Below are 25442 nucleotides of genomic sequence, written 5' to 3' on the forward strand. Positions count from 1 at the left end.
TTATTCTTCCTCTCAAACCATATCGTTGAAAGGCAAGAAAAGCAATGACTTTTATCAAATGCTTTATTACTGCAAAATAATCCTACTCATACTCGAATTCGTTTTACATATCCCTCATTTTATTTCCTTAAATTAAGAAACAAACGCCCATTTTTTGAATACAATATAATATTCACAAAAAGGGATTTGATCATCATGGAACAAGAGCGTTTACCTGTAACGATTAAGACGAAAGCAATTCCCGCTCCTAAACTATCCATTTATTATCCTCAACTTTTGCTATCAAATAAGACCTATCAACAAAAGATAAATAAGCGGATTTATCAAAAAGTGTACCATTTATTCTCCAAAGTTAATCAACAAGGATATTATCAACCAGGCATAACTGAAATGATTGGGGACTATGAGGTTAAAAATAATCAATGTGGGATCGTTAGTCTTACGTTAAGTAACTTTGCTACGATGCCCACATTGGCTCATCCAGTCACGTTTTTAGATTCCATCACAACAAACACTCAGACAGGTATAATCTATCAACTAAATGAGTTATTCAAACCAAACAGCCAATATCGGCAACGAATAAATGAATTAATAACAGCACAAATAAAGGAACGCAATATTCAACTTTTAGGTACATTCAAAGGGATTGGGCCTAATCAAAAATATTACATTGCAGATAAAACGCTCATCATTTATTTTGATATGTATGACATATCCCCGGGATATGTTGGTTTCCCAATGTTCCCTATTCCAAGTTTTCATTTCCAAGATATGATCCACGATACAAGCCCACTTGGAATTTTACTTACTTAATAAGCATTGAAGGAAAACGCTGACTAACAATTGGTCAGCGTTTTTTTATTTTATCAATCCTAGGGAAGCTTATCTTCTAAATTTTCATTTTATCTACAAAAAGATCACTTACTATCGCTTATTTCAAGGTTCTGATTTCCCCCAATCCTCTAACAATACCCTCAACACTGTCTATAAGAACTTACTTACACACCATATTACATTGACTGTCATAGTAATGTGTTTTGTATTATACATAAGGAGGTGAGGTATTGGTTGAATCAAAACTATCCTCAGATCTACTACGCGGACATGCCGATACGATGATTTTAAAGCTACTACTTAATGGAGATAAATATGGATATCAAATTAGTAAATTGATTTTCACAAGTTCCGGTGAACAATATGAATTAAAAGAAGCGACGATGTATTCAAGCCTCAAGCGTCTGGAAAAAGAAGGATGTATTAGTTCCTATTGGGGTGATGCAAATCAGGGCGGTAGAAGGAAATATTATAAAATTACACCCATTGGAGAAAGCACCTACAATCAAAACAAAAAAAATTGGGAGCAGGCAAAACGTCTATTAGATTGTTTGCTTTGAGAAGGAGAATAATAAAATGAATGAACAACTAAAAGCACATGTCCACACTATTTTTGCACCATACAAAAATGTGAAGACTGCAAAGGAGCTTGAAGAAGAGCTATTGCAAAATTTATTGGAAAAATACAATGATCATAAACAAAATGGTTTGAACAATCAAGAAGCCTACAGACTAACGATTGATTCCATAGGAGAAGTTTCAGAACTAGTTGAGTCAATTAATCTCCAATATACTGAACTAGAACAGGCTGTCCAAATGGACTACTCAAGGCAACGCTTACTGGATTGCGACTTTCGCTCCGTATCCGTTCACGACAGTAAATTTGACTCCAGTGATTTAAGGGGATCTGATCTTAGCCATTCCGATTTGACGAATAGTACCTTTAAAAGCAGTAACTTACACAATTGTATCTTTGAAAACGTTAATTTAACTCGTACTTTATTCAAAGGAGCAAACTTAAAAGCTGCCACCTTTAATAAATGTATTTACGACAAAACCCACTTTAAAACCTGTAATTTAGCTGGTCTTATATTTGACGGGGAAACATTTAATCAAACAATTTTTGAGAGCTCTACATTAAATAAAGCGTCATTTCGCAATTCAAGACTCTTAAACGTTCAATTTCGAACTTCCGATTTAAAGAAAATATCCTTTGATGGAGCGACAATGGATAAACTAACTTATAACTTTTTAAAAGGTTCTAAAGTTGACCTTAGTAATGTAACCATAATCTAAAAGGACAATTTCATATTGAGTAGCTTATACTTACTACTACACTCTCTTTTTTTCGCTTGTAATAATTTTTCATCTCCATCAAAAAAGCTATCAGTTCCCCGGTATTTTGAGGAACTGATAGCTAACATCGTTCTGATTCACAAAATGACATATCATTTCTAAACAGGCATTTCGATTTATACGAGTGAACCTTGCTTAAGGTATTTAAGAATTCCTTCAGCCGCCTCTATTTACAGCAGCACTTGTTCACTAATGAATGAGTTATCATTATTTAAAATAATTTCATCCGTAACTGAAATAAGCAACCTACTATTGGTATTATGTTTTCTACCGGCAACATCATCAAGTGTTATTCCAGGACACTGTTATTCTAAATTTGAAAATTCAGCTAAATCCTCTCTGTTCCCAATCATGACTAATAAATCGCCTTTATGAATACTCTGATCTGGAGAAGGAGAAATGATGATATCCCCTTCTCTAACAATGGCACTGACATTGTATTTGGCACGAATATCAAGTTCCCGCAAACTCTTTTCAGCCATTCTTGAAGGGATTATGATTTCCTCTATATTGTAATCTTTTGAGAGTTCGATATAGTTCAGCATATTGGGTGATAGGAGCTGATTTGCAACACGTTCCCCCATATCTCTTTCAGGATAGATTATCCAATCAGCCCCTACCTTTTCTAAAACCTGTCCATGATTCTTACCTAATGCCTTCGCGATTACTTTTTTCACTCCTAGTCCCTTTAGTAGCAGCACTGTCAATATGTTCGATTGCGAATCACGACTGAAATAAGTGCTTTCTCTTCTGTCGTATCTGCCACGACTGCACGAGTAACGAATAATTCAGCATCTTCAACTCGTTCTTCATTAATATCGATTCCCAAAACCTCTTGTCCAGCCTCGTGTAATCCTCGAGCTACACTCCTTACATTTTGATTAACCGATCATTATTTTTCCTTTGGGATGACGGAAAGGATCCGATCTACGCCTCATAGCAATGGCAAAAGCAACTATTGATAAGAAAATGCAGCCTTTCTTAAATTTATTCTCTCTTAAAAGGTAATACAACCTCTTTATTTGGTTCATTTTTTTACAAAATAAAAAGGTTAAAAGACCTACAACAAAAATATGAATAATTAAGTGTAACTTAGTTTATGAGGTCATCCCCCCACTGCATTAGGAATAATTGCTCTTTGTGGTTAAATAAAGGATTGAATTCATCATGTTACAGGAAGAAGATCCAACTCCATTATGAGACGTTAGCTCTTTTGTTTGCATAGTTATCCGATCACTTGTTGAACAGCTACAGCATGCTCGGTAGCAAGATGAACATTTTCTAATCCGAACAAAGCCTTCTTAGTAAAAGCAAAACTAGTCTAGATGATATGACTTTACGAGGAACGACTATTCCACCTAACTGACCAGTAGCACCATTTTACCAATATCAATCACCACTTTTGTTTAAAATCGTCAATTCTTAAAAGCTCACTTTTTTGATCACTTATTGTATTGAAGATCCCACTTTCGTCACTTACCTCATAACCTAAACCTCTTAACCTTTCTACCAGCACTTTCTTTCTTCCACACTTAAAACTAAATAGTACCTTATTAATTCGACACTGTTTTCTGAAAGTATTAGAGCATCTATCCCATTCCAGACATTCACTCCTACTTGATGATAGTATCGCTTGAAAAATCAAAGGCGGAATGAATTGAAAATCTTATAGGTGGTGAATGTGAATGTCTTAGAATTAGAGGAACTACTATTTTTTTCCATCAATCTGTCTTTCACCTAATTACAATTGTAAATAACCAATTCCAAAAACGATGTAAGATATTCTAACACAAAAGAAGACATTATAAGAAACCCTAAGTATGATGGTAGTATAAATCAGATAAGAAGGGATTGTTCAACATGAAAATATTTTCAAATAATTTAAATAATTTAAATAAGAATACTTCTTGCATCATTGAAACCATTTATCTGTATTTTCTGTTCTTTCTCGTTGAGTTCAGAACTACCACTAAAAGCTACTTAAATAAAAATTAAATTAAAAAATAAAAAGTAGTCATACAGTATACAATTATAGATAGCCCATTGCTTACGAAAATAAATACTGCAAACAAAGGAAAACGAATTAATCTAGTTTACAGCATGCAGTCAAAAAATGTAGAGTCGTCAATGTGTAACGGTGAATGGATTATGAAGAACCGCCAATTAGTTCATATTAATGAAGAGGAATTGCTGAAAAATATTCGAAAGCATAGCATAGAGATCGTTACACGTACAAATATTTTTTAGGATTTTCACCCGAATCTGGATATCATTACAAATTTCTACGGTTCGGGTTTTGATTATTTTCATAAGACTAGACTTATCTTAGCTTTTACGGGCTGTATATCCACCACTTATCCTCCTTCAGCATCTCCTCGAAGTCTTGATGTAGGGTTTTATAACGAGTTAATCTGTGATAAAAGTTTGACCTATAGAATTCATCAACAAATTCACCGTTAATGAAAAGCAAATGTTCTTTTTGTCCTCTATCAATTGTAAATCGCATTTTTTATATAAGTTTAATGCTGCTTCATTTCGAGTTACTACTGGTTGCCCATCATCATAATGATCAATTTGGTCCTTGATTCCAAAAGCTACTTTTGTATCAGAAATAATATATAGATTGAAGAAACCAGATGTATCCAATAGATAATGAAAAGAGGTGCAATTTGCACCCCTTTTTTACAGCTAATTGTTTTTCTATACTACAATCCAATTCAATTACTCTGTTACAATAATCGGTCCATTTTTTGTAAGAATTATCGTATGTTCGTATTGAGCAACATAACTTTTATCTGTAGCATAAGTCCATCCGTCATCTTTTTGGTAGACTTCCTCTTCTAGTGTTGAGATAAATGGTTCGAAGGCGATAACCATTCCATCTTTTAATAATTCATCATCCCATGTATCATTATAATTGTATATATGATCAGGTGCTTCGTGGATCGTGCGTCCAATACCATGGCCTGTAAGATTTTTAATTACAGTTAAGCCATGCTGTCTTGCAGTTTGAGATACAGCTTTGCCAATTCCACTTTTTTTGGAACCTGGTTTTGCTTTTTTCAGTCCTGCTTCAAACGCTTTTTTGGCAACGTCACATATTTTCGTTAAAACTTCTTCTCCTTCGCCTACTACGAAAGAGATGCCTGTATCTGCAAAGTAACCGTTCTTGGAACCAGAAACATCTATATTAACCAAATCTCCTTCTTGAATAACACGCTTTCCTGGAATTCCATGTGCCACTTCATCATTAACACTTATGCAAGTATAACCTGGAAAATCGTATTCACCTTTAGGAGCTGAAACTGCGCCTGCCTTCTCAAAAAGTTCGCCAGCTATATCATCAAGTTCTTTCGTCGTTATTCCGGGTATCGTTCTTTGTACCAATTCATCTCTAATGGCTGCACAAATCTTGCCAATTTCTTTCAATCCATTAAAATCTTCTTCTGTCTTAGCAATCATATTTATCCCTACTCATTATATTTTTTCATCAATCGTATTATTGACGTATTATATTGTACCTTTACTTCTTAGAAAAATCCAAGCATGATACTTGAAGTGTACGGACTCTACTTTTTCTTCCTTACATTCACTTTCATTCCGAGACATCACTTTTCATTATTACTTGTGGTATTATCATCGCGATTTTTAGTACCTTTGCTTTTATATGGTTTGAAACTCTTTGCTCTATTTGCACTTGCTTTCCAGCGATTCCAGCCCTTCTTGTCTGTTCCTCTACCTGTTCCACCCTTACTTTTAGCTTTACTCAAAATACCACTCCATTTTACGTTCGATTTAAAAGAGTATTATACCATCCTAAATAGAGCTTGTATCCCTGTAAGGAAAATACCTATGATAAAACCACAAACAGCGCCGTTAACTCGAATCCATTGTAGATCTTTTCCAACATTATTTTCAACCATCTTTGTCAAGGTTTCATTGTCTAGTTTATCTAAATTTTCTTGTACCAAATCGCCAATTTGTGAATGATTTTTCTCAACGAGCACTGCTATTTGTTTCCGTATCCATTCATCAATCTGGTCATTCCTTCCTTTTAGGTTATCGAGAATGTGATTAATTAATGGCATAAGGTACGTATCAATAAAGGTTTCATCTTCTACGAGCTCTAACACACTTAATTGAATTTGTTGTAGACTTTCCTTTATTGTTTGATCAGGCTCCCAATTATCAAGAAATTGAGCTTTCCATTTTTCAACTCCCTCTAATAGTTCCCTGTTATCATTCATTCCTTGTATTTCTTTCTGTATGTATTGAATTAAGGCTTTTCTATTAGGATCTTCTTCATGTTTCAAACTATTTAAAACGCTTAATAATAGATTTTTGATAATATTCCCCAGTTTTTCCTCATTAAGGATACTTTGAATGGATTTGAGTGCAAACTGAAGTATACCTTCTACTTCAATCTTCCCCAATATATTCATGGAAACAGTACCTAATTGATGACTCGTTTGTTCTTTGCTTAACCAATTCTCAGCTTTTTTCAATAGAAAATCTAGTGCTTTCTTATCGAACTGTTCATTTAGCAGCTGTGAACTGATTAATCCAAGAAGTTTGCTCATTTCAATCTTAGAAAGATTCGATTTTAATTGATTTTTAACGAAAGGTGTCATCTTTTCTACATCAATCGTCCGAATTAGTTGCTGAAGCAATTCAATAAGACCTTTTCTAAAAGCACTCTTTTGTATTTCTTTTTCTACAAGCGGGATCAACATATTTGTAAATTGGACCTTTTTTACTTTTTCTTGAATACTTTCTTTAGAAAGCCAGTCATTTTTCAGCATTTTCACAAGTGCATTTGTCACTCTTTGACGATTATTGGGCAGTAGTGCAGTATGTGGGATTCGTAATCCAAGTGGATGGCGAAATAATGCAGTAACTGCAAACCAATCTGCTAATCCCCCAACAAGTCCGGCCTCAAAACCACCTTGTACTAAATCGACCCAAAATGAACCTTGAAATGGGATAGTTGCAATAAAGCCTGCTCCCATTAACATTAGTGAATACGTAGCGATTTTTTTTGACTCTTTTGTTTTAGTTGACATCATCTAACCTCATTCTTAAGTAATCTACAATTACTATAACCAAATCCTTAACAAATTTTAAATGAATTTACCCATATAAAAAAAATAATACCACATTAATGAACAAGTCATTGTATTTTCTACTTAGCATTGCAGGTAAATCGACAAAAAACTACCTTTGCATCGTGTAGTCATTGATCCCAAAAGCATTGTTTCTATCTGTTAAAATGATGACTAAGATTATTCAACAGTAAAAAGCAGCATAACTTAGTTAAGTCATGCTACCGTTTTAAATAATGTAATTCAATTTTAACAGCTACTTTAAGTACAATAACTCTCCTATACCTGAATCCCATTCCAGAAGATATCCCAAGCAATCTGTTGGACTTTCTCGTAGGTTTGACTGGACTCATACACTAACTGAATGTCTAGACCGTCTAGTAGCGTAACGAATGCAATTGTACATTCTTCAGGGCTTAGGCGAAACTCATACTTGGCAAAACAATCACCGATCACTTCTTTAAGAGTTCCTAGGTACAATCGGAAATGAGAGAGAATGTAATCACGAACTTCCAATGGCGTAATGAATGACAAATTATACAAAAACGCCACATTAGGGTTTGTCAGAAAACGGTTTTTATGTTCGTTTAAAAAGGTATATAACTGGGTTTCTAGTGATAGATCTTGAGTAGAATCGAAATAGTTACGGACAAACGTTTGCTCTTCTTGAATGACTTCTTTGAACACTTCAAGAAGTAGTTCCTTTTTAGTCTGATAATGATAGGAAAGAGATTGCTTGCGCATCCCAACTTCTTCCGCTATTTGGGCCATTTTTGTTCCTTCATATCCATACTGGTTAAAGTGTTTAATCGCTATTTTTTTTATCTTTTCTTTGCTCATTGTTTACCTGCTTTCTTGAGAAAATGGAAATTTTAGGCACTGTACTTATTTTTATTTCTCACACTATTTTTCATAATCCGCATTCTTCTGACACTGTAACCTAAATATAAAAGTAAATACAGTACGTAGGCCCCTATTGCTACAAAATATATGGCCTGATAGGAAAATGCCCCTGCAACAACACCAAGTAGTAATGAACCGCCACCAATACCTAAATCAAAAAAATTAAAAAAGGATGCAATGGCGTTTTCATGTTCATGTTCCTCTACCGAGTTCAAGCACCATGTTTGAAGAGCAGGGAAAATTGCACCAAAACCAAATCCATACAGGAACCCAGCGAGAATAAACTGTAACTCATTTTGAGCTACAATTAACACGATAAGCCCTCCAATCGTAATGAATGCGGAAGGAATTAACACTGGACCAGGTCCCATTTTGTCAAACATTTTCCCTGAAATCAATCGAACCAGAAAACTAGAGGCGGCTATGATGAAGAAAAACCATGCAACATTCTGGAAACCTTTTTCAATCGCATATAACGCGCTAAAAGACAAAATTCCACCTGCGCTAATTCCCGTCATCAAGATTAGAAGCGATGGAAACAGTACTCGTTTTTCTATCAGTTTAAATGAAATAGCTACATCCTTTTTCAAGCTACTCTCATTTGTTATTCTAGGCTTTCTTGAAATAAACACAGCCAACAACAGCCCAAGAAGCAATATTGCCATACCACTCATAAATACACTTGTGAAATGATATGCTTGTAATAGGCTAACACCGATTAATGGTCCTACTGATATTGCCACTGTTTCACCAACACCGAAATAGCCCATTCCTTCCCCACGGCGTTCCTTAGGAATATTTTCAGCTGCGATCGTTGTAAAATACGTTGTAGCTAGACCAAAACCAATACCATGAATCATTCGAACAAGGAGTATTGGCCATACACCTGACGACAGGTAGTAAGCTCCGGTTGATAGTGCGCAGATAGCAACTCCAATAAGCAACAGATATTTTTTATCAATTCGTGTTGCCAGAACACCAGCAAATGGTCGAATTAAAATAGCAGAAAACATAAATATTCCTGTCACTAGACCGATTTGTGTTGCTTCCCCTCCGATACTAGAAACAAAAAGCGGCAAGGTCGGAAGTAACATTTCAAATGACAGAAATAATAAAGCATTCGCAAGCATGACAAAAACGAAAGAACTGCTCCATAAATTTGCTTTTGAAGCTTGTTGTGAAAATGAACTCATATTAAACCCCCACTATATATAGTAATATCCTGAAAGATACTCAACTCATTATATCTGACGAAAGTCAGTTTGCATAGACACCTTAAGAAAAAAACTGACATACAAAAACCTGCACGACGATTTTAATCTTCGTGCAGGTTTTTTTAGATTCTCTGGTTTTATATACTTAATAAAATCGCGCTGGATAATGCATCATAAAACAGGACAACACTAATTGAAATGTCCTGTTTTATTTTAAGTTCTGAATGATTCTTTCCGCTGTCATTTTACCGTTTTCAATACAGTCAGGGATACCAACGCCGTAATATGAACAGCCCGCAAGGAAAACCTCTGGATACGTTTCTGCCAATTTTTTTTCAAGCTTTTCCACGCTTTTAGGATGGTTGATTAAATAATTAGGCATGCTATCAGACCAATTTGTTATTTCACTGACAATCGGTTTAGCTGTAATTCCAAGGCTTTTGCTAATATCGTCAAGTGCAACTTGAAGCAGTTCTTCTTCGTCCAATTTTCTTAATGCTGCAAATGATGGGTGACTACTTTTATAAAACAGCCTTACAAGTAGGTTTCGATTTTCTGACGTATGCTCCCATTTTCGACTTGTCCATGTACAGGCATTGCATGACAATTCATCGTTATTTGCCGTTATAAAACCTGTCCCTTCCTTCGGGAGCATTCGATCAGGAATGCGAAAACCAACATATACGCTAATTAGTGAGCTGCTTTTCAATTTTGCAAATTCATTGCTTAATTCTTGATCATTTAGTAATTTTTCCGCAGCTGTATGTGGAATACTTAGGACGACATGATCCACTTCTACGATTTCTCCATTGATATACGTTACGTTATATCGATTGTTCATCTTTTCAATTTTGCTTACTTTTCTATTCTTTAAAATTTCAACTTCTTCTAGCTTTTCTTCAAAAGCATCGATAAGTGTTTTTAAACCACCTTTGAAAGAAAGAAACTTCTTATCGCCACCGCTTTGAAATTTCTCCTTATTTACTTCAAACCCTTTTATTATACTGCCGTATTTTTCTTTATAATCAAGCAAATATGGTAATGTAGAAGCTATTGTTAAATCGCTAAGTTTTCCAGAGTAAACACCAGAAAGAACGGGACCAATTTGTTTTTCAACTAATTCTTTACCGAGAAAATGCTCGAGAAACGACCCGACTGAATCGTTTTTCGTGAATGTTTCATTTTTTGTATAAAAATCCTTTAACGCTTCCACCTTACCTTCAGCAGATATGAGCGTACTTTTTGCTAAGGATTCAACACTTGCGGGAATTCCGAAAACTGAATCTACCGGTATTGACTTTAATTCTCCCTCGGTATAGATAAACGACCGTCCAGTGGCATTATAGACGACTTCATTCTCTAAACCAAGTTCCTCTATAAATGTCATCTTATTCGCTTTACGAGCTACAATTGAATCTGCACCTGCTTCTACTACAAAATCACTTGCCTTTACGGTACAAATTTTCCCACCGAGTTCAGCAGACTCTTCTGCAAGAATAAGCCTCATATCTGATTGGGTAGCTTTTCTCCATTTATGTAATTCAAACATGGCGGATAAACCAGTAACACCACCGCCAATGACTAGAACTGTTTTCACTTATAAACACCTCTATTTCTTATTCTTCTCCTTACAGGGTACTATATAGATCTACCATTAAGCAGTGATTTTTAATACATACTTATCGTTTACGTTTTTCTATCTACTCTAATATAATGAAAATTCCTTTACTACGGGTCAAAATTGTGATGCTACCAAGACGCAAAAGTGACTTAGCTAGCACTGCATTTACATAGATTATTTAATCGCAACCCAAATTTCATTATATGAATTCGGGCTATCAAGATCAGAATCGATATACGCCTCGATCGGTGCGATTTTAGCTGGTTCATAGCCGTTAGACGGGAACCATTCTGAATAAATTTGTTTCCATGCATTTATAATAGCGGAGGGGACCTTACCTTTCACTTCAAAAACGACCCATTTTGCTGCGGGTATGTCATAACTCATAAACCCATCAGGTACGTCCCCACTATATTCTGTCGCTATCCAATAGTCGACTACATTCTTCTCAGCGTTAAAATTTTCAGTAATGCCTAATAGACCTTTGATTTGTCCGTTGGTTAATTGAACCAATTGATTTACTATACCATTTTCAGTTGCTTCACCCCAAAATTCTGGAATTCCTGGGATACCTGCATCCTCTGCACCACATGAAAATTCTCGTTTTATTCCGATTACTTGGAAACTATCTCTTTCAATAATGTGATATTTCATTGGTTCTACTCCTTTCAGCTTTACCTGTATCGATATCCGATTATAAGATTGTATCTTTCCCATTCCTTTTCGTGCCCCAGTCGGAGATATGCCATGTTGTTTACGAAAAGCTTTTGAGAAAGATTCAGGAGTGTCATAGCCATATTTATAAGCAAGGTCAATAATTTTGCATGTTGTACTAGTCAACTCCTGCGCTGCAAGTGTTAATCGGCGACGACGAAGATATTCCCCTACTGATAAATCTGTCAAAATCATAAATACACGTTGAAAGTGAAACGATGTTACATCTGCCCGTTTAGCTATATCTTCAATTGTTATTTGGTCTAGTAAATGTTCTTCCATATAGTTTATCGCCTTTTGCAATGATTCAACCAATGCCATATCGCTCAACCCCTCAATGAAATTTTACCATTGAAGCTTCCTTCGTTCCTGTCAATTTGTGCTTTGTATGGATAGGATTATTTTACTTCATAAATAGCGGAAACACACTTATGTACTTAACATCTATTATCGCTTGACAAGATCTAGTTCCCCTCCTACACTTGAAATTGTCTCTATATTTAGGAAATTAGCAATATAGTAATAATCTTTCAAATTTCCATTACATATAGCAAAGCTTCCATCAGTGGGGTAAAACTCCCTAGTGCAGGATCAAGAATTAATGAAAAATAAACCTCAATGAAGGGAGAGTACAAATGATTAATCAGATTACCAATCAACGCTTCATTGTTGCTGGATTATTGTTGGCGATTTTAATGGCAGCGATGGATAATACGATCGTAGCAACTGCAATGGGGACAATCGTCTCTGACTTAGGGGGCTTTGACAAATTTGTCTGGGTTACATCTGCTTACATGGTCACAACAATGGCGGGAATGCCTATTTTTGGCAAGCTTTCCGATATGTACGGGCGCAAACAGTTCTTTATTTTCGGGCTGGTCATTTTCTTAGTCGGCTCCGCTCTTTGTGGGATTGCCCAAAGTATTGAGCAATTAAGTATTTACCGTGCCATACAAGGAATTGGCGGTGGTGCTTTAATGCCAATTGCCTTCACGATTATATTTGATATTTTCCCACCTGAAAACCGAGGGAAAATGACAGGTCTCATTGGAGCCGTGTTTGGTGCGTCAAGTGTGTTTGGACCATTATTAGGCGCATTTATTACCGATTTTATTAGCTGGCACTGGATATTCTATGTAAATATCCCCATCGGATTAGTGTCCTTCTACTTGATTTTTCACTACTACAAGGAATCTCCTAACCATATGAAACAGAAGATAGATTGGTGGGGAGCAATTACCCTTGTTCTAGCTGTCGTAAGTCTTATGTTCGCTCTCGAGTTAGCTGGCAGTGAATTTGCTTGGGATTCCATACAGATTTTAGGTTTAATTAGTGTCTTTGTAACCTGTATTATTGCCTTTTTCATTGCCGAAAAATTTGCGAAGGATCCAATACTTCCATTTTGGCTTTTCAAAAAGAGACTATTTGCCACTTCCCAAATATTAGCCTTTCTTTATGGTAGTACATTTATTATCTTAACGGTATTTATACCGATTTTTGTTCAAGCAATATACGGTGGTTCAGCAACAAATGCAGGCTACATTTTGATGCCAATGATGCTCGGTTCTGTTGTAGGGAGCGGAATCGGTGGGATTTTCCAAACGAAAACAAGCTTCCGAAACCTAATGATCATTTCAGTCATAGCCTATTTCATTGGAATGTTACTGCTTGGCACGTTAACTCCTGATACAAGTCGTATCTTGTTAACGATTTATCTAGTCATCGTTGGATTTGGAGTGGGATTTTCATTTTCTTTATTGCCAACAGCATCGATTCACGGTTTAGAACCAAGATACCGGGGAACAGCAAGTTCTACCAACTCTTTTCTACGTTCCTTCGGGATGACATTAGGGATTACGATTTTTGGAGTCATTCAAAATAATATCTTTACTGAAAAAATTACAACCGCTTTTAAAGGGATGCAAGGAACGACTGGACAATCGCCATTTAATCTTGAGGATCCACAGCAGATTTTCCAATCAGGGGAACGAGAAAAAATCCCAGGTATCATCCTCGATAAAATCGTAAATGCAATGTCAGATTCGATTACCACTACCTTTTTCATTGCTTTATTCCCAATCGCCATTGCTGCCATTGTTGTCCTGTTGATGGGAAATACGCGCGTGATGGGGGTTAAGCAACAATCAAACAATACGGAATAAGCCAAATCATAATAAATGGATATACTTCAAAAAAACACTTGGTTGACATGTCATCCAAGTGTTTTAAAAATAAATTTTATGTGATGAACAAACTACTTTATTACCTTCAAGAATGGAGAAGTCCTGGCTACACAGTAGAATTAGACAAAGGCGTTAACCCTCTTCCACTTTCACAATTTGATGAAATTTATCAGGAAAGTCTAGATATTATGTTAGCAGGCTTATCTATGTAAATCCTAAACGCAAAACTTGTCTTAAGTGTTACCTGGAGCATAAAATAGAGGCAGACGCATCATCGTCAGCCTCCAATTCTTTCATTTTTCTCTATGCCTATTTCTCCATAAAAACAAAGATTGTCTCTTCTGTGGCAAGCTTTTCTGTTTTGTATCCTGTAAACCCTAGCTTTTCATAAAAAGAGACGTTTTTATTACTCTGACTACTAGTAAATAATTCGTAGCGGACATTACCAAAGACATGCTCAATTTCTCTCACTAACGCTTTCCCGATTCCTTTATTTTGATGATCTGGATGAACCATTAATTTGCTTATGTAGCACGTTCCCTTTTTCTCATTCGCCCTTATTGATCCAATAATTTTACCTTCAGATACATACTTCAAAATTAGATTACGATCAAATTCATTTGCTAAACTATCTAACGTTTGTGTTAATGGCTGAATCGTATAATCACCAAGAATCTCTGCTTCACTGATGTATGCTAATTTTTGCAAAGCTAGTATTTCATACGCATCTTCAATATCAGCTCTTTGAATTTTGTTCATTTCTTGCTCCTATCTTTATTTATCGAAATGTAGTTGGAGATAATCCCTAGAACCTGCTACGTTAAATCCCCTTAAATTCTGTTACACCAAAAGAATCGGCCCGTGAATACCCGTTCAAATAAATATCTAAATCATGGAATAATCGGTGTAACTTAAGCATCGAGTCAGGGTCATCAGATTCAATTACTTGGTTTGCATAGCTTTCAATGAGCTTAAAATCACCATTTAATTGTTCATTTTGAATTTCAGCACTTTTTATCAGTTCAACAATCCTTACCGCTGTAGCTTGTTGCTTATCGTAATCGGCTGTGTTAGCTTTCCCCCAGCCTAATGTATCATTATAAAACCCATGAAATTCCTCAATAAAAACATGACCGTTTTCAAATTCATTTGTTGAAAAGACAATGATATCTTTAGATGTCGGTTCATGTATAACTTTGGATGAAGTGCCCCCATCTTTCTCTTCATTCGTTTGCTCTACATTAGGAGTGAGTGTAGAATTTCTAACTCCAGCTGAATCTCCTTTTGTATAGAGGATACTCCCACCCCATCCAGCTAAAGCAATAAATAAGATGATTAAAGTGGACAAAATTACTCTTTTTTTATTTTTCATGATCGTTTCCCCCACAAAGATGTTCATTTTTTTAAAACTTACTCAGATATTGTACCTACACATATCAGCCCAGACTATGATTCATTTTACCCTCAATTGAAAATTATACCAAAGTCTTAAGTAAAAAGAATGGATTTTGCTTCTATTCCTAAAAAAAGAAAAGAGGATAACAGCTTTGTTAGCCTCTTTTCGATAATCTTTTAACCTACCATTTTTACCATTTTCGAGATAGCAATTCTAGTTAAAGCTGTGTCTACAAAGCTGTCAAGAATTATGATATCTACTTTAAGATTGAGTCTGCTTTTGTTTGCGTCTTACTAAATATAGTACACCACCGCTTGCGACAAGGATAAAACCTACCGTTATCATGTTAAACATATTTGTAGCAGTACTTGGTAATTCATTTCCATCCGCCATTGAACTAGAATCATCATTTGACCCATTATTCGTATCAGAACTATTTTCAATCGGTTCTTTATTTTCATCATCTTTCTCTTGATCTTCATTAGGTTTCAGATTACCTGCATCCTTGTCTTGATCTTTATCGTCCGGTGACTCTACTGGTTCAGCCCCTATTGTAATTCTCCCCTCAACTTCAGGTTCTACAGTCCCTAGTTCAATTAAGTATTCTTGGAAAACATCATAATCTGGAATAAATAATTCGGTCATGCGTCCATCATCTTTAGCTGCTTTAAACGAAGCAAAACCATCTCCACCATCTGCAATGAATGCATTTGTTACCACAGTGTATTGTTCATCTAAATCAATTTTTTCATATCCCGATTCGGTTTGTACTTGAACACTGTGCACCCGACTACCAGCAGGTTGATTCGGGTCAAAGCCAAATTTCAATCCAGCTACTTGCGGAAAACGACCGGCAATGTCCTCAATTTGACTAACTCCATTCTCCAATGCTTCAATGATCTCTTTTCCTGTTAAATCAAGCGTAACGATCGTATTGGCATACGGTAATACAGTTAAGACATCACCTAGCGTTATATTCCCCTTTTCGATGGAAGCACGTATACCGCCACCATTTTGAATTGCAATTGTTGCCCCTGTATTTTGTTGCTGAGCTCGCCAAAGCATTCCGTCTGCAATTAAGTTACCTAAGTTTGTTTCTTTTGTTCGAACATCTTCACGCTCACCATTCAGAAAGACAGATGTTTCACCAACGATTTTATTTTTCAATTCTTCAATCGGCTTAGCTAGTTGAGCTAAACGAGCAGAAGCTCCTGGATGATCACCAATTACATACTGACCATTTTCATCTTGTGCATCAAGATCGATAAGATTCTGGTCCCATGATTGCAACACACCATCTTTATTAAACGTTACACCAGCATTACCTAAGAAGTAGCTGTTTTCTTGAGCTGATAAAATAATTGTTGGTTCAGTTTCCTCATTATAGACAATAGGTTCTTCCAGTAATGTATGACTGTGACCACCAACAATCACATCAATACCCGCTACCTCTTCGGCAAGAACTTTATCATAATTATAGCCAATATGTGTTAACGCAATGATTTTATTAATACCTTCATTTTCAAGCATTTTAACTGTTTCTTCCGCTTTTTCGATATGGTTCTCAAAAGCAATATCCTTACCTGGATCCGCTAAGATTGCTGTATCTTCAGTCGTTAGACCGAAAATACCAACCTCTTCACCATTTACTTCTAAAATTGTCGCTGGATAAATAGAACCGCCTTCACCAGGTTTTCCCACCTCATCTTTATACAAGGTCTTTAACTTTGAGTCTTTGGAATAATCAATATTAGCACTTACAATAGGGAATTCTGCTTTTTTAATAAAGTCAGCAAATATACTCGGACCTTTATCAAATTCATGATTACCAGGTACCATTGCATCGTATTTCATTAAGTTCATAAACTCTAAATCAGCTTGTCCTAAATATTGATTAAAGTATAAAGTACCTGAGAATACATCACCTGCATCTAGAAGGATGGAGTTTTCAGTTGCTGAGCGAACCTGTTCAACAGCTGTTACACGTCTTGGGACATTCTCTAAATGTGCGTGTGTGTCATTCGTATGCATTATTGTAAGATTCCATTCATCTTTGCTTAGATTCAATGAATATTTACTAAATCCGGAGTCTAACGTTTCGATAAAATCGATATTTTCAGACTGCTCAGCAAATGATTGCGCAGATGGTGACGATTCAAATGTGATATTTACATCCCCGAAAATTTGTGCAATTCGCCAGTTGTTATCCGCTGAAGGATTAACCTCACCTTTTTCAAGAATATAGTTCATCACTGCCTGGCGACTTTCATCAGGATACTGTTCAACGATCTTTGAAGACAGTTTCCCAGGGAAATTCCCACCTCCAGAAGCTCGATAGTTATTCGTTACAATTAAAAACTCTTGGTCTACGTCGATCGGTCTCCCATCGTACATTAAGTTTTTGATCCGTGAAGTTTCATTATTCACAACGTTACCATTTGCATCATATTTCGCTGGCTTTGTTACATCAATTTCATATGTAACTCCATCAATTACGTCATAATTAAAAGTTGGAAAATCAGCATTAATTAAGTTTTGTTCTTCTGCTGTTGTTGGATCAATTTGATTAAATTGACCTGCTGACATTTCTAACCATTCTTTTACATCTGCACCTGTTATTTTAACGATTTGAACCGTATTATCATAGAGATATAGGTCACCGACGTTTTTAATAGCCAAGTCTCCTTGAGCGATGTTTGTATAATAGTCTGCTCCGTTTCGTCCACCTGCTTTAAATGGAGCACCTACAGATAACATTGGCATCCCTTCATATTCAGTACCCTTTAATTTTTCTTCTGCATACCATTTTTGAGCATCTGTCACAATTTGAATAGAAGGATCATCTTGAACAAGCGCAAAGAAACTATTGATTGGAGAAGTTGTTGTTCCAACACTTTTTCTTACATATTCCAATGTTGAATCGTGTGCAGATTTTACTGCTGCTACCATTTCTTGATTAGACTCAGTCACGCCTGTAATCGGCTCTGCTTTCGATTGAGAATCAACGACATCCCATTCCTCATCGCCATCAATTACATCTGTTAACTCTAGCTCAAGGTCAATCATCCCTAAATGACTACCCCAGTTTTTCGGCATAACAACCGGAACACCGTTCACTGTACCCTTAATATTATCGATTGTTGCATGCCCATTAAATCTTGCATCACCAGGAAAAAGATTGTGTTGGTGTCCGGAGACAATCGCATCAATATCAGCAATCTGCTTTGTTAAATCAAAAACAGCATTTTCTGATCCAGTAACACCTTCATTCGAATCAACACCAGTATGAGCAATTACAATAATTAAATCTGCTCCCTGTTTCTTCATTTCAGGGATTACTTTTTTAGCAGATTCTAAAATATCTTTCGTAACAACCTTTCCATCTAAATGCTTTTTATCCCATACATTAATTTGTGGTGGGACAAATCCCGTAAATCCGACCTTTAGCTTATGGACTTCACCTTTATTATCAACAAATTCTTTTTCAACGATTTTATAAGGGTCGAAATAATAATCCTCTTGATCAGTAGCATGGAAAACATTCGCGTTTACAACCGGAAATTCAGCATCATCCATCGTTTCGTTTAAAAAGTCCAGTCCATAGTTAAATTCATGATTTCCTAAAGTTGCTGCGTCATAATCTAACAGATTTAATGCCGTAATAATTGGATGTACTTGTCCATCACTTAACCCTCGTTTAAATACATATTCCCCCAATGGATTACCTTGAATTAAATCGCCATTATCGACTAAAATGCTATTTTGCACTTCTGCCTGACGCTGTTTTAATAAAGCGGAAGTTCGAACAAGACCAAAGTTCTTAACCGGTTTGTCTGCATAATAATCATAATCCATAATATGAGCATGAATATCTGTTGTTCCCAAAAGTCTTACGTCCATTGTAACAGGTGTCTCTTCAGCATTTACTATATCAGTAAGTACTGGTAATGGTACTACACTAACTACTATAGTTGTTGCTAAAGCACCGTGAAATAATTTCCGTTTCATTAAACGCCTAAATTTTCTCCTCAATATTTTTCCACCTTCCCAATTTTTCTCTATTGCTTTTCTCTTATTTAATTGTACAAATTGAATGTAAAGGATTTTGCAAGAAATTGTTCTATTATTGTAAAATGGTGTAAATTATTGTTACAAAAGCTCATGAACATTGATTAAGATGAGGGAATATGACGGTAAAGAATAGAATGTGTTTTTTACTTCAATACATTCGCGACTAATCATTCGCATGACCAGGAACGAAAGATAAGTTAGTTCTCACACCTGCAATTATCCGCTTTATTCTTCAGGTCTCACTTTCAAGAAATTGGTCACAAAAACAGAATTTTATCATTTCTTAAACAAGCACAAAAGACTGACAAAATAATGTGATGTATCTCAATCACTTCATTTTGTCAGCCTTAATAAAAACGATTTTTTCAGTTTCCTATTAACCATTCGTAAAAAGCTCATAAAGATCCTTTAGTGTTTCACAACCTTTTTCATGAAGCTTTTTTACATACGTGCTCCAAAGTTGCGCTGTTAACATCGCATCATAAAGTGCATGATGTCGACCAACAATAGGGATTCCACAATGCTCACAGCACTCTTCAAGGGTAATAAGCTTAACATTCGGTTCAGCAATTCGATATAAAAGGGACATATCAACTAAGCGATGCTTAAATGGTGAACGAAATTGTTTCCATAATGCATGCTGTAAAAAAATCTTTTCATGATTTGCATGATGTGCGACCAACGTATAGTCTTGAGCGAATTGAAAAAATTGAAATAATACCTCTGATAATTGCGGGGCATTTTGTAATTGTTGATCTGTCAGACCTGTTAATTGACTGATCTCTTCTGAAAGCATTTTTTCTGTGCGTACAAGCGAATAAAAAGTTTCTTTCTCATTTATTACATCACCTTTTACTTCAATCGCTCCGATTGATATGATTTGATCTCCTTTATCTGGATAAAAACCAGTTGTTTCAATGTCAAAAATGATCACGTTTAATTCAGTAAGTGGAATGTGAAGAGTTTCTTCCACTCTCATTTCACGTTGTAATTGTCGTAAATATGCAACTTGCTGCTGACTTTGCCCGCTTTGTGATGAACCAATTCTCCCTTGAATACCTTTCATAAAGAAAAACGGGTCAAATGTCATTTATCAACACCCTTTACCATGATTCCTTGAACATATTGATGTAGTTTTTTTCCATCCCTTAATATACTTTTGATTTTTCTTCGATCGTTTTTTGACAAATTTCTAATATCAAGGTAATGGACATCATCATAAGATGCTGCATTTTTAAACAAATAACATCTATAGTCAAGAAGCATTTCAAAATTACGTTTATAAAGAAGTAACTCTTTCCTATAAGCGTCAATTCCGCAAAGACAATCGATTCGTTCAAGTGTTGACGTCTCAACTAACCCCTCTTTTATCGCTAAAAACCTTATCGAGTTTACATAGGGTAAAAATGCAGCTTTTTTTATATCAATGCACCCCTCATACTTTCCACTTTGCTCAACGTATATTTGACCAAGTGGACCAACAGAATGCTTAATACGCTGAATATTATCCATAAACCGCTGTAATAGCTGATGATTTTGTTTCTGATAATGAAAAATAGTTCGTTTTAGCTCTTTCACATAATCTCTTTCACCAACAACGCAACGAGCATCATAAAAAATTTGCAAATAACGAATCGATTCCCAACTTTTTTCTTCCATCCAATGAAAAAGTTGACTCTTCCAATCAACCATTGATTTACACCATATGGGGTTTGAACTCATGATCTTTCCCTCACAATACGGATAGCCAATATGATATAGCCCCTTTGACAGCTCTTCACCTAGCTTTTTAAAATAGTGGTTTGCTTTTTCTGTATGTTCCTCATAAATAAGCCCGTGGTCTTGATCACTAATAATCCCTTGTTCAATACGGCCCCCACTACCCGTAACGAACCATGTGTATTTACATGGCGGTAAACCAAACTCTTTTTCAAGCTGAAAGAGTGCTAACTTACTAGCACTCCTCATCATCTCATCATGAAAATCATTTAACCCTTTTGTATCTAATGCAAATTGGTGGATATGCTCATCTTTCCACTTTTTTATCGATTCATATGAATCAAATTCACCATGCATGTGAGACACTTCCTCACCTTTTGTCATAATGAGTGTATCTGGCCAAGTCATTTTCTTATAAGCTAACATTTTGATCTTTTGATGCAAATACCTCAGGATATCCGTAGCTTCCATGTTCACTGATATCTAAACCCATAACCTCTTCTTCTTCTGTTACACGTAGCCCGCTCATAAACTTTTTCATAATTGCTAAAATCACAAAAGATACAACAAATGCGAATGCACCAGATGTTACGACTCCCATTAATTGTACGCCGAGTTGTGTGAAACCACCACCGTAAAACAATCCTGGTAAGCCCACTGTCGCAAGCTCAGGTGTTGCAAAGAAACCTGTTGATAATGTTCCCCAAACTCCAGCTACACCATGAACAGATAATGCGTAGATTGGATCATCAATTTTTCTCTTTTCAAAGAATCTAGCACTGTAGAATACAAGAATTCCTGCAATGAAGCCAATAACAACCGATGCCCAAGTTTCTACAAACGCACATGATGCAGTAATCGCTACAAGCCCAGCTAAAGCACCATTCAACATTGTTGGAATATCTGATTTACCTAATACCATCCATGAAATAATAAGTGCCGCAACCGCTCCTGCTCCTGCTGCTAGATTTGTATTTAAGGCAACAAAACCGAAGAAACCATCATCTACTGCAACAGTACTACCTGCATTAAATCCAAACCAACCAATCCATAAAACGATGACCCCTAAAGCTGTAAATACTTGGTTATGACCTTGAATACTATTTGCCGAACCGTCTTTATTAAATTTTCCAATACGCGGTTTTAATAGAATAGTTGCCGCTAATGCTGCCATTGCACCTGTTAAATGAACAACTGTAGAACCAGCAAAGTCTTGCTTTCCATGTTCAGCTAACCAACCGCCACCCCAAATCCAATGTGCAACTACTGGATAGACAACAGCCGAGAATAAAACAGTGAAGATTAAATAAACTGACAGTTTAGCCCTTTCTGCAAATCCACCTAACGCAATTGTGATTGATATACCTGCAAATGCTAATTGGAATAAAAAGAATACGGATGTTGACAATCCCATTCCTTCAGCCTGTGCTCCTGAATAGAAGAAATCTGATAATCCTATAAAGAAATTTGCATTTTCTCCAAAAATAAAGCCATATCCAACTGCCCAGAAAACTAATGATGCAAGACCGAAAGTAAAAATTGTTTTCCCCGCAATATGGCCTGCATTTTTCATCCGAGTAGATCCTGCCTCAAGTAAAATAAATCCTCCTTGCATAAAAATAACTAAAATTGCACCTAACATGACCCAAAGACTATTCATTAAAAACATTGCATCCATCATAATTCCTCCCTTTCGTTATTTTCTCACGTTGAATGTGAGGAAATGTAACACCCTTTATTTATTTACTATTCTATACGATATTTTTAATGTGTCAACATATTTTATGAAACTTCTGATTATTTTATGTCAGATAATCTAACATAACTTTTCTAACATGTACGATTCCCATGCTTCCCAACACAAAAAAGGCACCTCACCACATGAGAATACCTGCTTTTTTAAAAGATAAGAAAATATAAATTTTTTTAACTTAGCTTCCGTGTCTAACGCAAGCGTCCAGCCCCCTTAAGTCTAAGCCGCTCAGGAATTGAAGGCAAAGATCCTGAGCGGCTTATTTGCCCGAGGCCGAATAAGCCGCTTATGCTTTTCTTATTATTTTTTAGTTTTCTGATTCAATTCCTTTCTATCCCCTGCAAATCAGCAGGTTTTTGCCGATCATTGACACTTAATTCCTTGTCAAAACAGTAAAAAGGAAATGCTTTTCCGTGAAATTCCATCGCTCCGATTTTTTTGTACCCCTTTTTCAGAAAAAGTTGTTGCGCTTTTTGATTTACAGAATACGTATCAATCCTCATGTACTTCACACCTTTTAACAATGCATATTTTTCCGCAAAATCAATTAGTTGACTTGCTACCCCAAGCTTTCTAGCACCTAGTTTTACAGCTAAACGATGAAAAACATAAGCCGGTTCATTTCGAGTCCAAGTAATCGTTTCGTATTCTTTCGGTTGAATCTGATCAACTGTAATCGATCCAACGACTTCCTGATTATGTTCAAAAACGAACAAGCTTCCATTCTGCAAATCTCGTTCAAAATCCTTTCTTAATGGATATGTATCGTCCCATTGATCACTCCCTTCTTCTCTCATGATCGGTATCGTTCCCAAAACAATCTCAATAATTTCTTGAATATCCCTTAATTCCGCTTTTCTGATCATATCTACCTCTCCAATCACTCTTGATTAAGCCCTAATAACGATATTAAAAATAGCTCGCCAAGCTGTGTAATCAAAACATAATTCTACACTTATTTTATCCTTCATCATAAACACCAAAAGAGTATATCATTTACCCAAGAATCCTTAAAGACAACCATTGATCTTTCAGTCATTTTTGAAGTACCGTGCCCATTTTCATTCCATTACTCCCAACAAAGATCAACAAACCCTCATTAAATTTGGCTTGTCTTCCTTAAAACGCTATAATACTAATTAAATGATTTTGATTCACAATCAATCAGACATGTTCAAAATAGATCCCATCACTTCGTTAACATGTCATCATTTAATAGCTTTCTATAGAAAGAGGTAACTGTATTATGAATATTATTGAAGCAACAATTGAAAAACTTGAGGATCCATTCGGCATTCTTTCCGGTGATCGATATGAAATATTCCTAACATTAGAAATCGACGAAGAAGACGAACTATTTAGTGAGCACGGTATCTCACTTAAGCTAATTTACGCAATAGAAAATGAACAAGAAAAGATTGCCCAATATGATTTCATCGAAATAACAACTGGGCGATTCTTAGACTTTGCATTGGAAGAAGATGAAGTAAAGGAAATCGAACAATATTGTCATCAACTCGTTGAAAATAATCAACTTTAACGAACAAATCACTCTCATAAGAAAAGCGCAAGCGCCTTGTTCGGACCCCACAAGCATAAGCCACTCAGGAATAGAAGGTGTTCTTTACCTTCAATTCCTGAGTGGCTTAGACCCAAGAGGGGCTGGACGCTTGCGCTAGACACGAAAACTAAGTCAAAAATTTTATACTTTCTTATCTTTCACAAAAAGGACTAACTTTCGCAGTTAGTCCTTTTTCACCTCCTATTTTTTACAATCATTTTTGTATATTATTCACAATAACGGACATCGTAAATAAGTAGGCTCAGCCCAGAACACTTTTTTAAGAAAGGAGACACTTAGGGATATGGACATAAATCGAGCGAAGGAAATTTCACAATCAGGTGAACTAGCAAACGTTCGCTATCAAGATGAAGCAATTTACATACAATCCATTAACGAAGATTTAAAAACTGCTAGAATTTACCCACTCAATAATCCCGCTTCAGAAATAGAAGTACCGATTGAAAATCTACGCGAGCAGTAATGCATAACCAACTGTTAGTAGAGTTTTACTGACCTATAAGAATGGAGTAAGCTATATCTACTCTATAGGACAAAATCTAGTTATTTCTTAAGTAATAAAAAAAGACTGACTATTAGCTTAAAATAGTCAGTCTTCTATACTTATTATAATTTTACAACGTCTTCAGCTTGAGGGCCACGGTTTCCTTCAACGATGTTGAATTCAACTTTTTGCCCTTCTTCTAACGTTTTGAAACCTTCACCAGTAATAGCACTGAAGTGAACAAATACATCGTTTCCTTCTGCAACTTCGATAAATCCGAAACCTTTTTCTGAATTAAACCATTTAACAGTACCAGTAGTTTTCATGAGTGAAACCTCCAAAGATTTTTTAATATGTTACTTACATTTAGTAAATAAGAATCCACATATTATAGAGAATATCTAAGTATGGAGTGAATAATCTTTATAATACGTGAATTACTTAGCTCCATATTTATTAATAAAAAATAAAGTGAAACTCCCCATCAGTAGAGAGATTCTCTATCCCCTA

At 35.8% G+C, this 25442-nt stretch carries 21 protein-coding genes and 2 pseudogenes; 7 read left to right on the top strand and 16 right to left on the bottom strand.

Going from position 1 to position 25442, the window contains the following annotated elements:
• The first annotated feature begins 195 nt into the window (after nt 1–195).
• The 3 genes from K9V48_RS00685 to K9V48_RS00695 all read left to right on the top strand — a co-directional run bounded on the left by K9V48_RS00685 (nt 196) and on the right by K9V48_RS00695 (nt 2130).
• Nucleotides 196–813 carry an RsiV family protein gene (locus tag K9V48_RS00685; protein ID WP_224135954.1) on the top strand — a complete coding sequence of 206 codons (618 nt, stop codon included), beginning with the start codon at nt 196–198 and terminating at the stop codon, nt 811–813.
• A gap of 251 nt (nt 814–1064) precedes the next feature.
• Nucleotides 1065–1394: a PadR family transcriptional regulator gene (locus K9V48_RS00690; RefSeq protein ID WP_111615152.1), complete on the top strand. Its 330-nt coding sequence runs from the start codon at nt 1065–1067 to the stop codon at nt 1392–1394.
• 16 nt (nt 1395–1410) lie between these two features.
• Nucleotides 1411–2130, top strand: a complete 720-nt coding sequence (locus tag K9V48_RS00695) for a pentapeptide repeat-containing protein (protein ID WP_224135956.1) — start codon at nt 1411–1413, stop codon at nt 2128–2130.
• Between the two features lie 365 nt (nt 2131–2495).
• On the opposite strand, the pseudogene K9V48_RS00700 reads toward K9V48_RS00695, so the two are convergent.
• The 8 genes and pseudogenes from K9V48_RS00700 to K9V48_RS00735 all read right to left on the bottom strand — a co-directional run.
• Nucleotides 2496–3058 (bottom strand): annotated as a pseudogene (locus tag K9V48_RS00700) (potassium channel family protein); the annotation flags it as partial.
• 1853 nt (nt 3059–4911) lie between these two features.
• A complete protein-coding gene (gene map / locus K9V48_RS00705; RefSeq protein ID WP_224135958.1) occupies nt 4912–5652 on the bottom strand; it encodes a type I methionyl aminopeptidase in 741 nt (246 codons plus the stop codon).
• Nucleotides 5653–5798: 146 nt separating this feature from the next.
• Nucleotides 5799–5960, bottom strand: a complete 162-nt coding sequence (locus K9V48_RS00710) for a DUF3934 domain-containing protein (protein WP_224135960.1) — start codon at nt 5958–5960, stop codon at nt 5799–5801.
• A 36-nt stretch (nt 5961–5996) separates the two neighbouring features.
• On the bottom strand, nt 5997–7253 hold the full coding sequence (locus K9V48_RS00715; RefSeq protein WP_438803852.1) for a DUF445 domain-containing protein: 1257 nt from the start codon (nt 7251–7253) through the stop codon (nt 5997–5999).
• Nucleotides 7254–7571: 318 nt separating this feature from the next.
• On the bottom strand, nt 7572–8132 hold the full coding sequence (locus K9V48_RS00720) for a TetR/AcrR family transcriptional regulator (protein ID WP_224135963.1): 561 nt from the start codon (nt 8130–8132) through the stop codon (nt 7572–7574).
• Between the two features lie 32 nt (nt 8133–8164).
• Nucleotides 8165–9388: an MFS transporter gene (locus K9V48_RS00725; protein WP_224135965.1), complete on the bottom strand. Its 1224-nt coding sequence runs from the start codon at nt 9386–9388 to the stop codon at nt 8165–8167.
• A 229-nt stretch (nt 9389–9617) separates the two neighbouring features.
• Complete coding sequence (locus K9V48_RS00730; RefSeq protein ID WP_224135969.1) at nt 9618–11006, bottom strand: protoporphyrinogen oxidase; 1389 nt, start codon at nt 11004–11006, stop codon at nt 9618–9620.
• Between the two features lie 198 nt (nt 11007–11204).
• Nucleotides 11205–12065: an AraC family transcriptional regulator gene (locus K9V48_RS00735; RefSeq protein ID WP_224135971.1), complete on the bottom strand. Its 861-nt coding sequence runs from the start codon at nt 12063–12065 to the stop codon at nt 11205–11207.
• A 314-nt stretch (nt 12066–12379) separates the two neighbouring features.
• On the opposite strand from K9V48_RS00735, the gene K9V48_RS00740 reads away from it, so the two are divergent.
• Nucleotides 12380–13906: an MDR family MFS transporter gene (locus K9V48_RS00740; protein ID WP_224135973.1), complete on the top strand. Its 1527-nt coding sequence runs from the start codon at nt 12380–12382 to the stop codon at nt 13904–13906.
• A gap of 98 nt (nt 13907–14004) precedes the next feature.
• Nucleotides 14005–14139, top strand: a pseudogene (locus K9V48_RS00745) (peptidase M14); the annotation flags it as partial.
• A gap of 97 nt (nt 14140–14236) precedes the next feature.
• Here K9V48_RS00745 and K9V48_RS00750 read toward each other — a convergent pair.
• The 7 genes from K9V48_RS00750 to K9V48_RS00780 all read right to left on the bottom strand — a co-directional run bounded on the left by K9V48_RS00750 (nt 14237) and on the right by K9V48_RS00780 (nt 23732).
• Nucleotides 14237–14686 (bottom strand): GNAT family N-acetyltransferase, encoded by a 450-nt coding sequence (locus K9V48_RS00750; RefSeq protein WP_224135975.1) that lies wholly within the window; start codon nt 14684–14686, stop codon nt 14237–14239.
• A gap of 61 nt (nt 14687–14747) precedes the next feature.
• Complete coding sequence (locus K9V48_RS00755) at nt 14748–15299, bottom strand: hypothetical protein (RefSeq protein WP_224135977.1); 552 nt, start codon at nt 15297–15299, stop codon at nt 14748–14750.
• Between the two features lie 285 nt (nt 15300–15584).
• The gene (locus tag K9V48_RS00760; protein ID WP_224135979.1) at nt 15585–19331 is read right to left on the bottom strand and encodes a bifunctional 2',3'-cyclic-nucleotide 2'-phosphodiesterase/3'-nucleotidase; all 3747 of its coding nucleotides are present in this window, start codon (nt 19329–19331) and stop codon (nt 15585–15587) included.
• Between the two features lie 439 nt (nt 19332–19770).
• Nucleotides 19771–20484 (bottom strand): exonuclease domain-containing protein, encoded by a 714-nt coding sequence (locus tag K9V48_RS00765; RefSeq protein WP_224135981.1) that lies wholly within the window; start codon nt 20482–20484, stop codon nt 19771–19773.
• Nucleotides 20481–21539, bottom strand: a complete 1059-nt coding sequence (locus K9V48_RS00770; protein WP_224135983.1) for a DUF294 nucleotidyltransferase-like domain-containing protein — start codon at nt 21537–21539, stop codon at nt 20481–20483. Before K9V48_RS00770 ends, K9V48_RS00765 begins: the two co-directional genes overlap by 4 nt.
• The gene (locus K9V48_RS00775; RefSeq protein ID WP_224135985.1) at nt 21526–22791 is read right to left on the bottom strand and encodes an ammonium transporter; all 1266 of its coding nucleotides are present in this window, start codon (nt 22789–22791) and stop codon (nt 21526–21528) included. The genes K9V48_RS00770 and K9V48_RS00775 overlap by 14 nt, the downstream gene beginning before the upstream one ends.
• Before the next feature lie 395 nt (nt 22792–23186).
• Complete coding sequence (locus K9V48_RS00780) at nt 23187–23732, bottom strand: GNAT family N-acetyltransferase (RefSeq protein ID WP_224135986.1); 546 nt, start codon at nt 23730–23732, stop codon at nt 23187–23189.
• A 380-nt stretch (nt 23733–24112) separates the two neighbouring features.
• Here K9V48_RS00780 and K9V48_RS00785 point away from each other — a divergent pair, with 380 nt between their 5' ends.
• Nucleotides 24113–24406, top strand: coding sequence for a DUF6509 family protein (locus tag K9V48_RS00785; protein ID WP_224135988.1), 294 nt, complete (start codon nt 24113–24115; stop codon nt 24404–24406).
• Between the two features lie 325 nt (nt 24407–24731).
• Complete coding sequence (locus K9V48_RS00790) at nt 24732–24911, top strand: H-type small acid-soluble spore protein (RefSeq protein ID WP_224135990.1); 180 nt, start codon at nt 24732–24734, stop codon at nt 24909–24911.
• A 143-nt stretch (nt 24912–25054) separates the two neighbouring features.
• Here K9V48_RS00790 and K9V48_RS00795 read toward each other — a convergent pair whose 3' ends face one another.
• Nucleotides 25055–25258 carry a cold-shock protein gene (locus K9V48_RS00795; RefSeq protein ID WP_066330721.1) on the bottom strand — a complete coding sequence of 68 codons (204 nt, stop codon included), beginning with the start codon at nt 25256–25258 and terminating at the stop codon, nt 25055–25057.
• Between the last annotated feature and the right edge of the window lie 184 nt (nt 25259–25442).

The sequence above is a fragment of the Metabacillus rhizolycopersici genome (assembly GCF_020075705.1).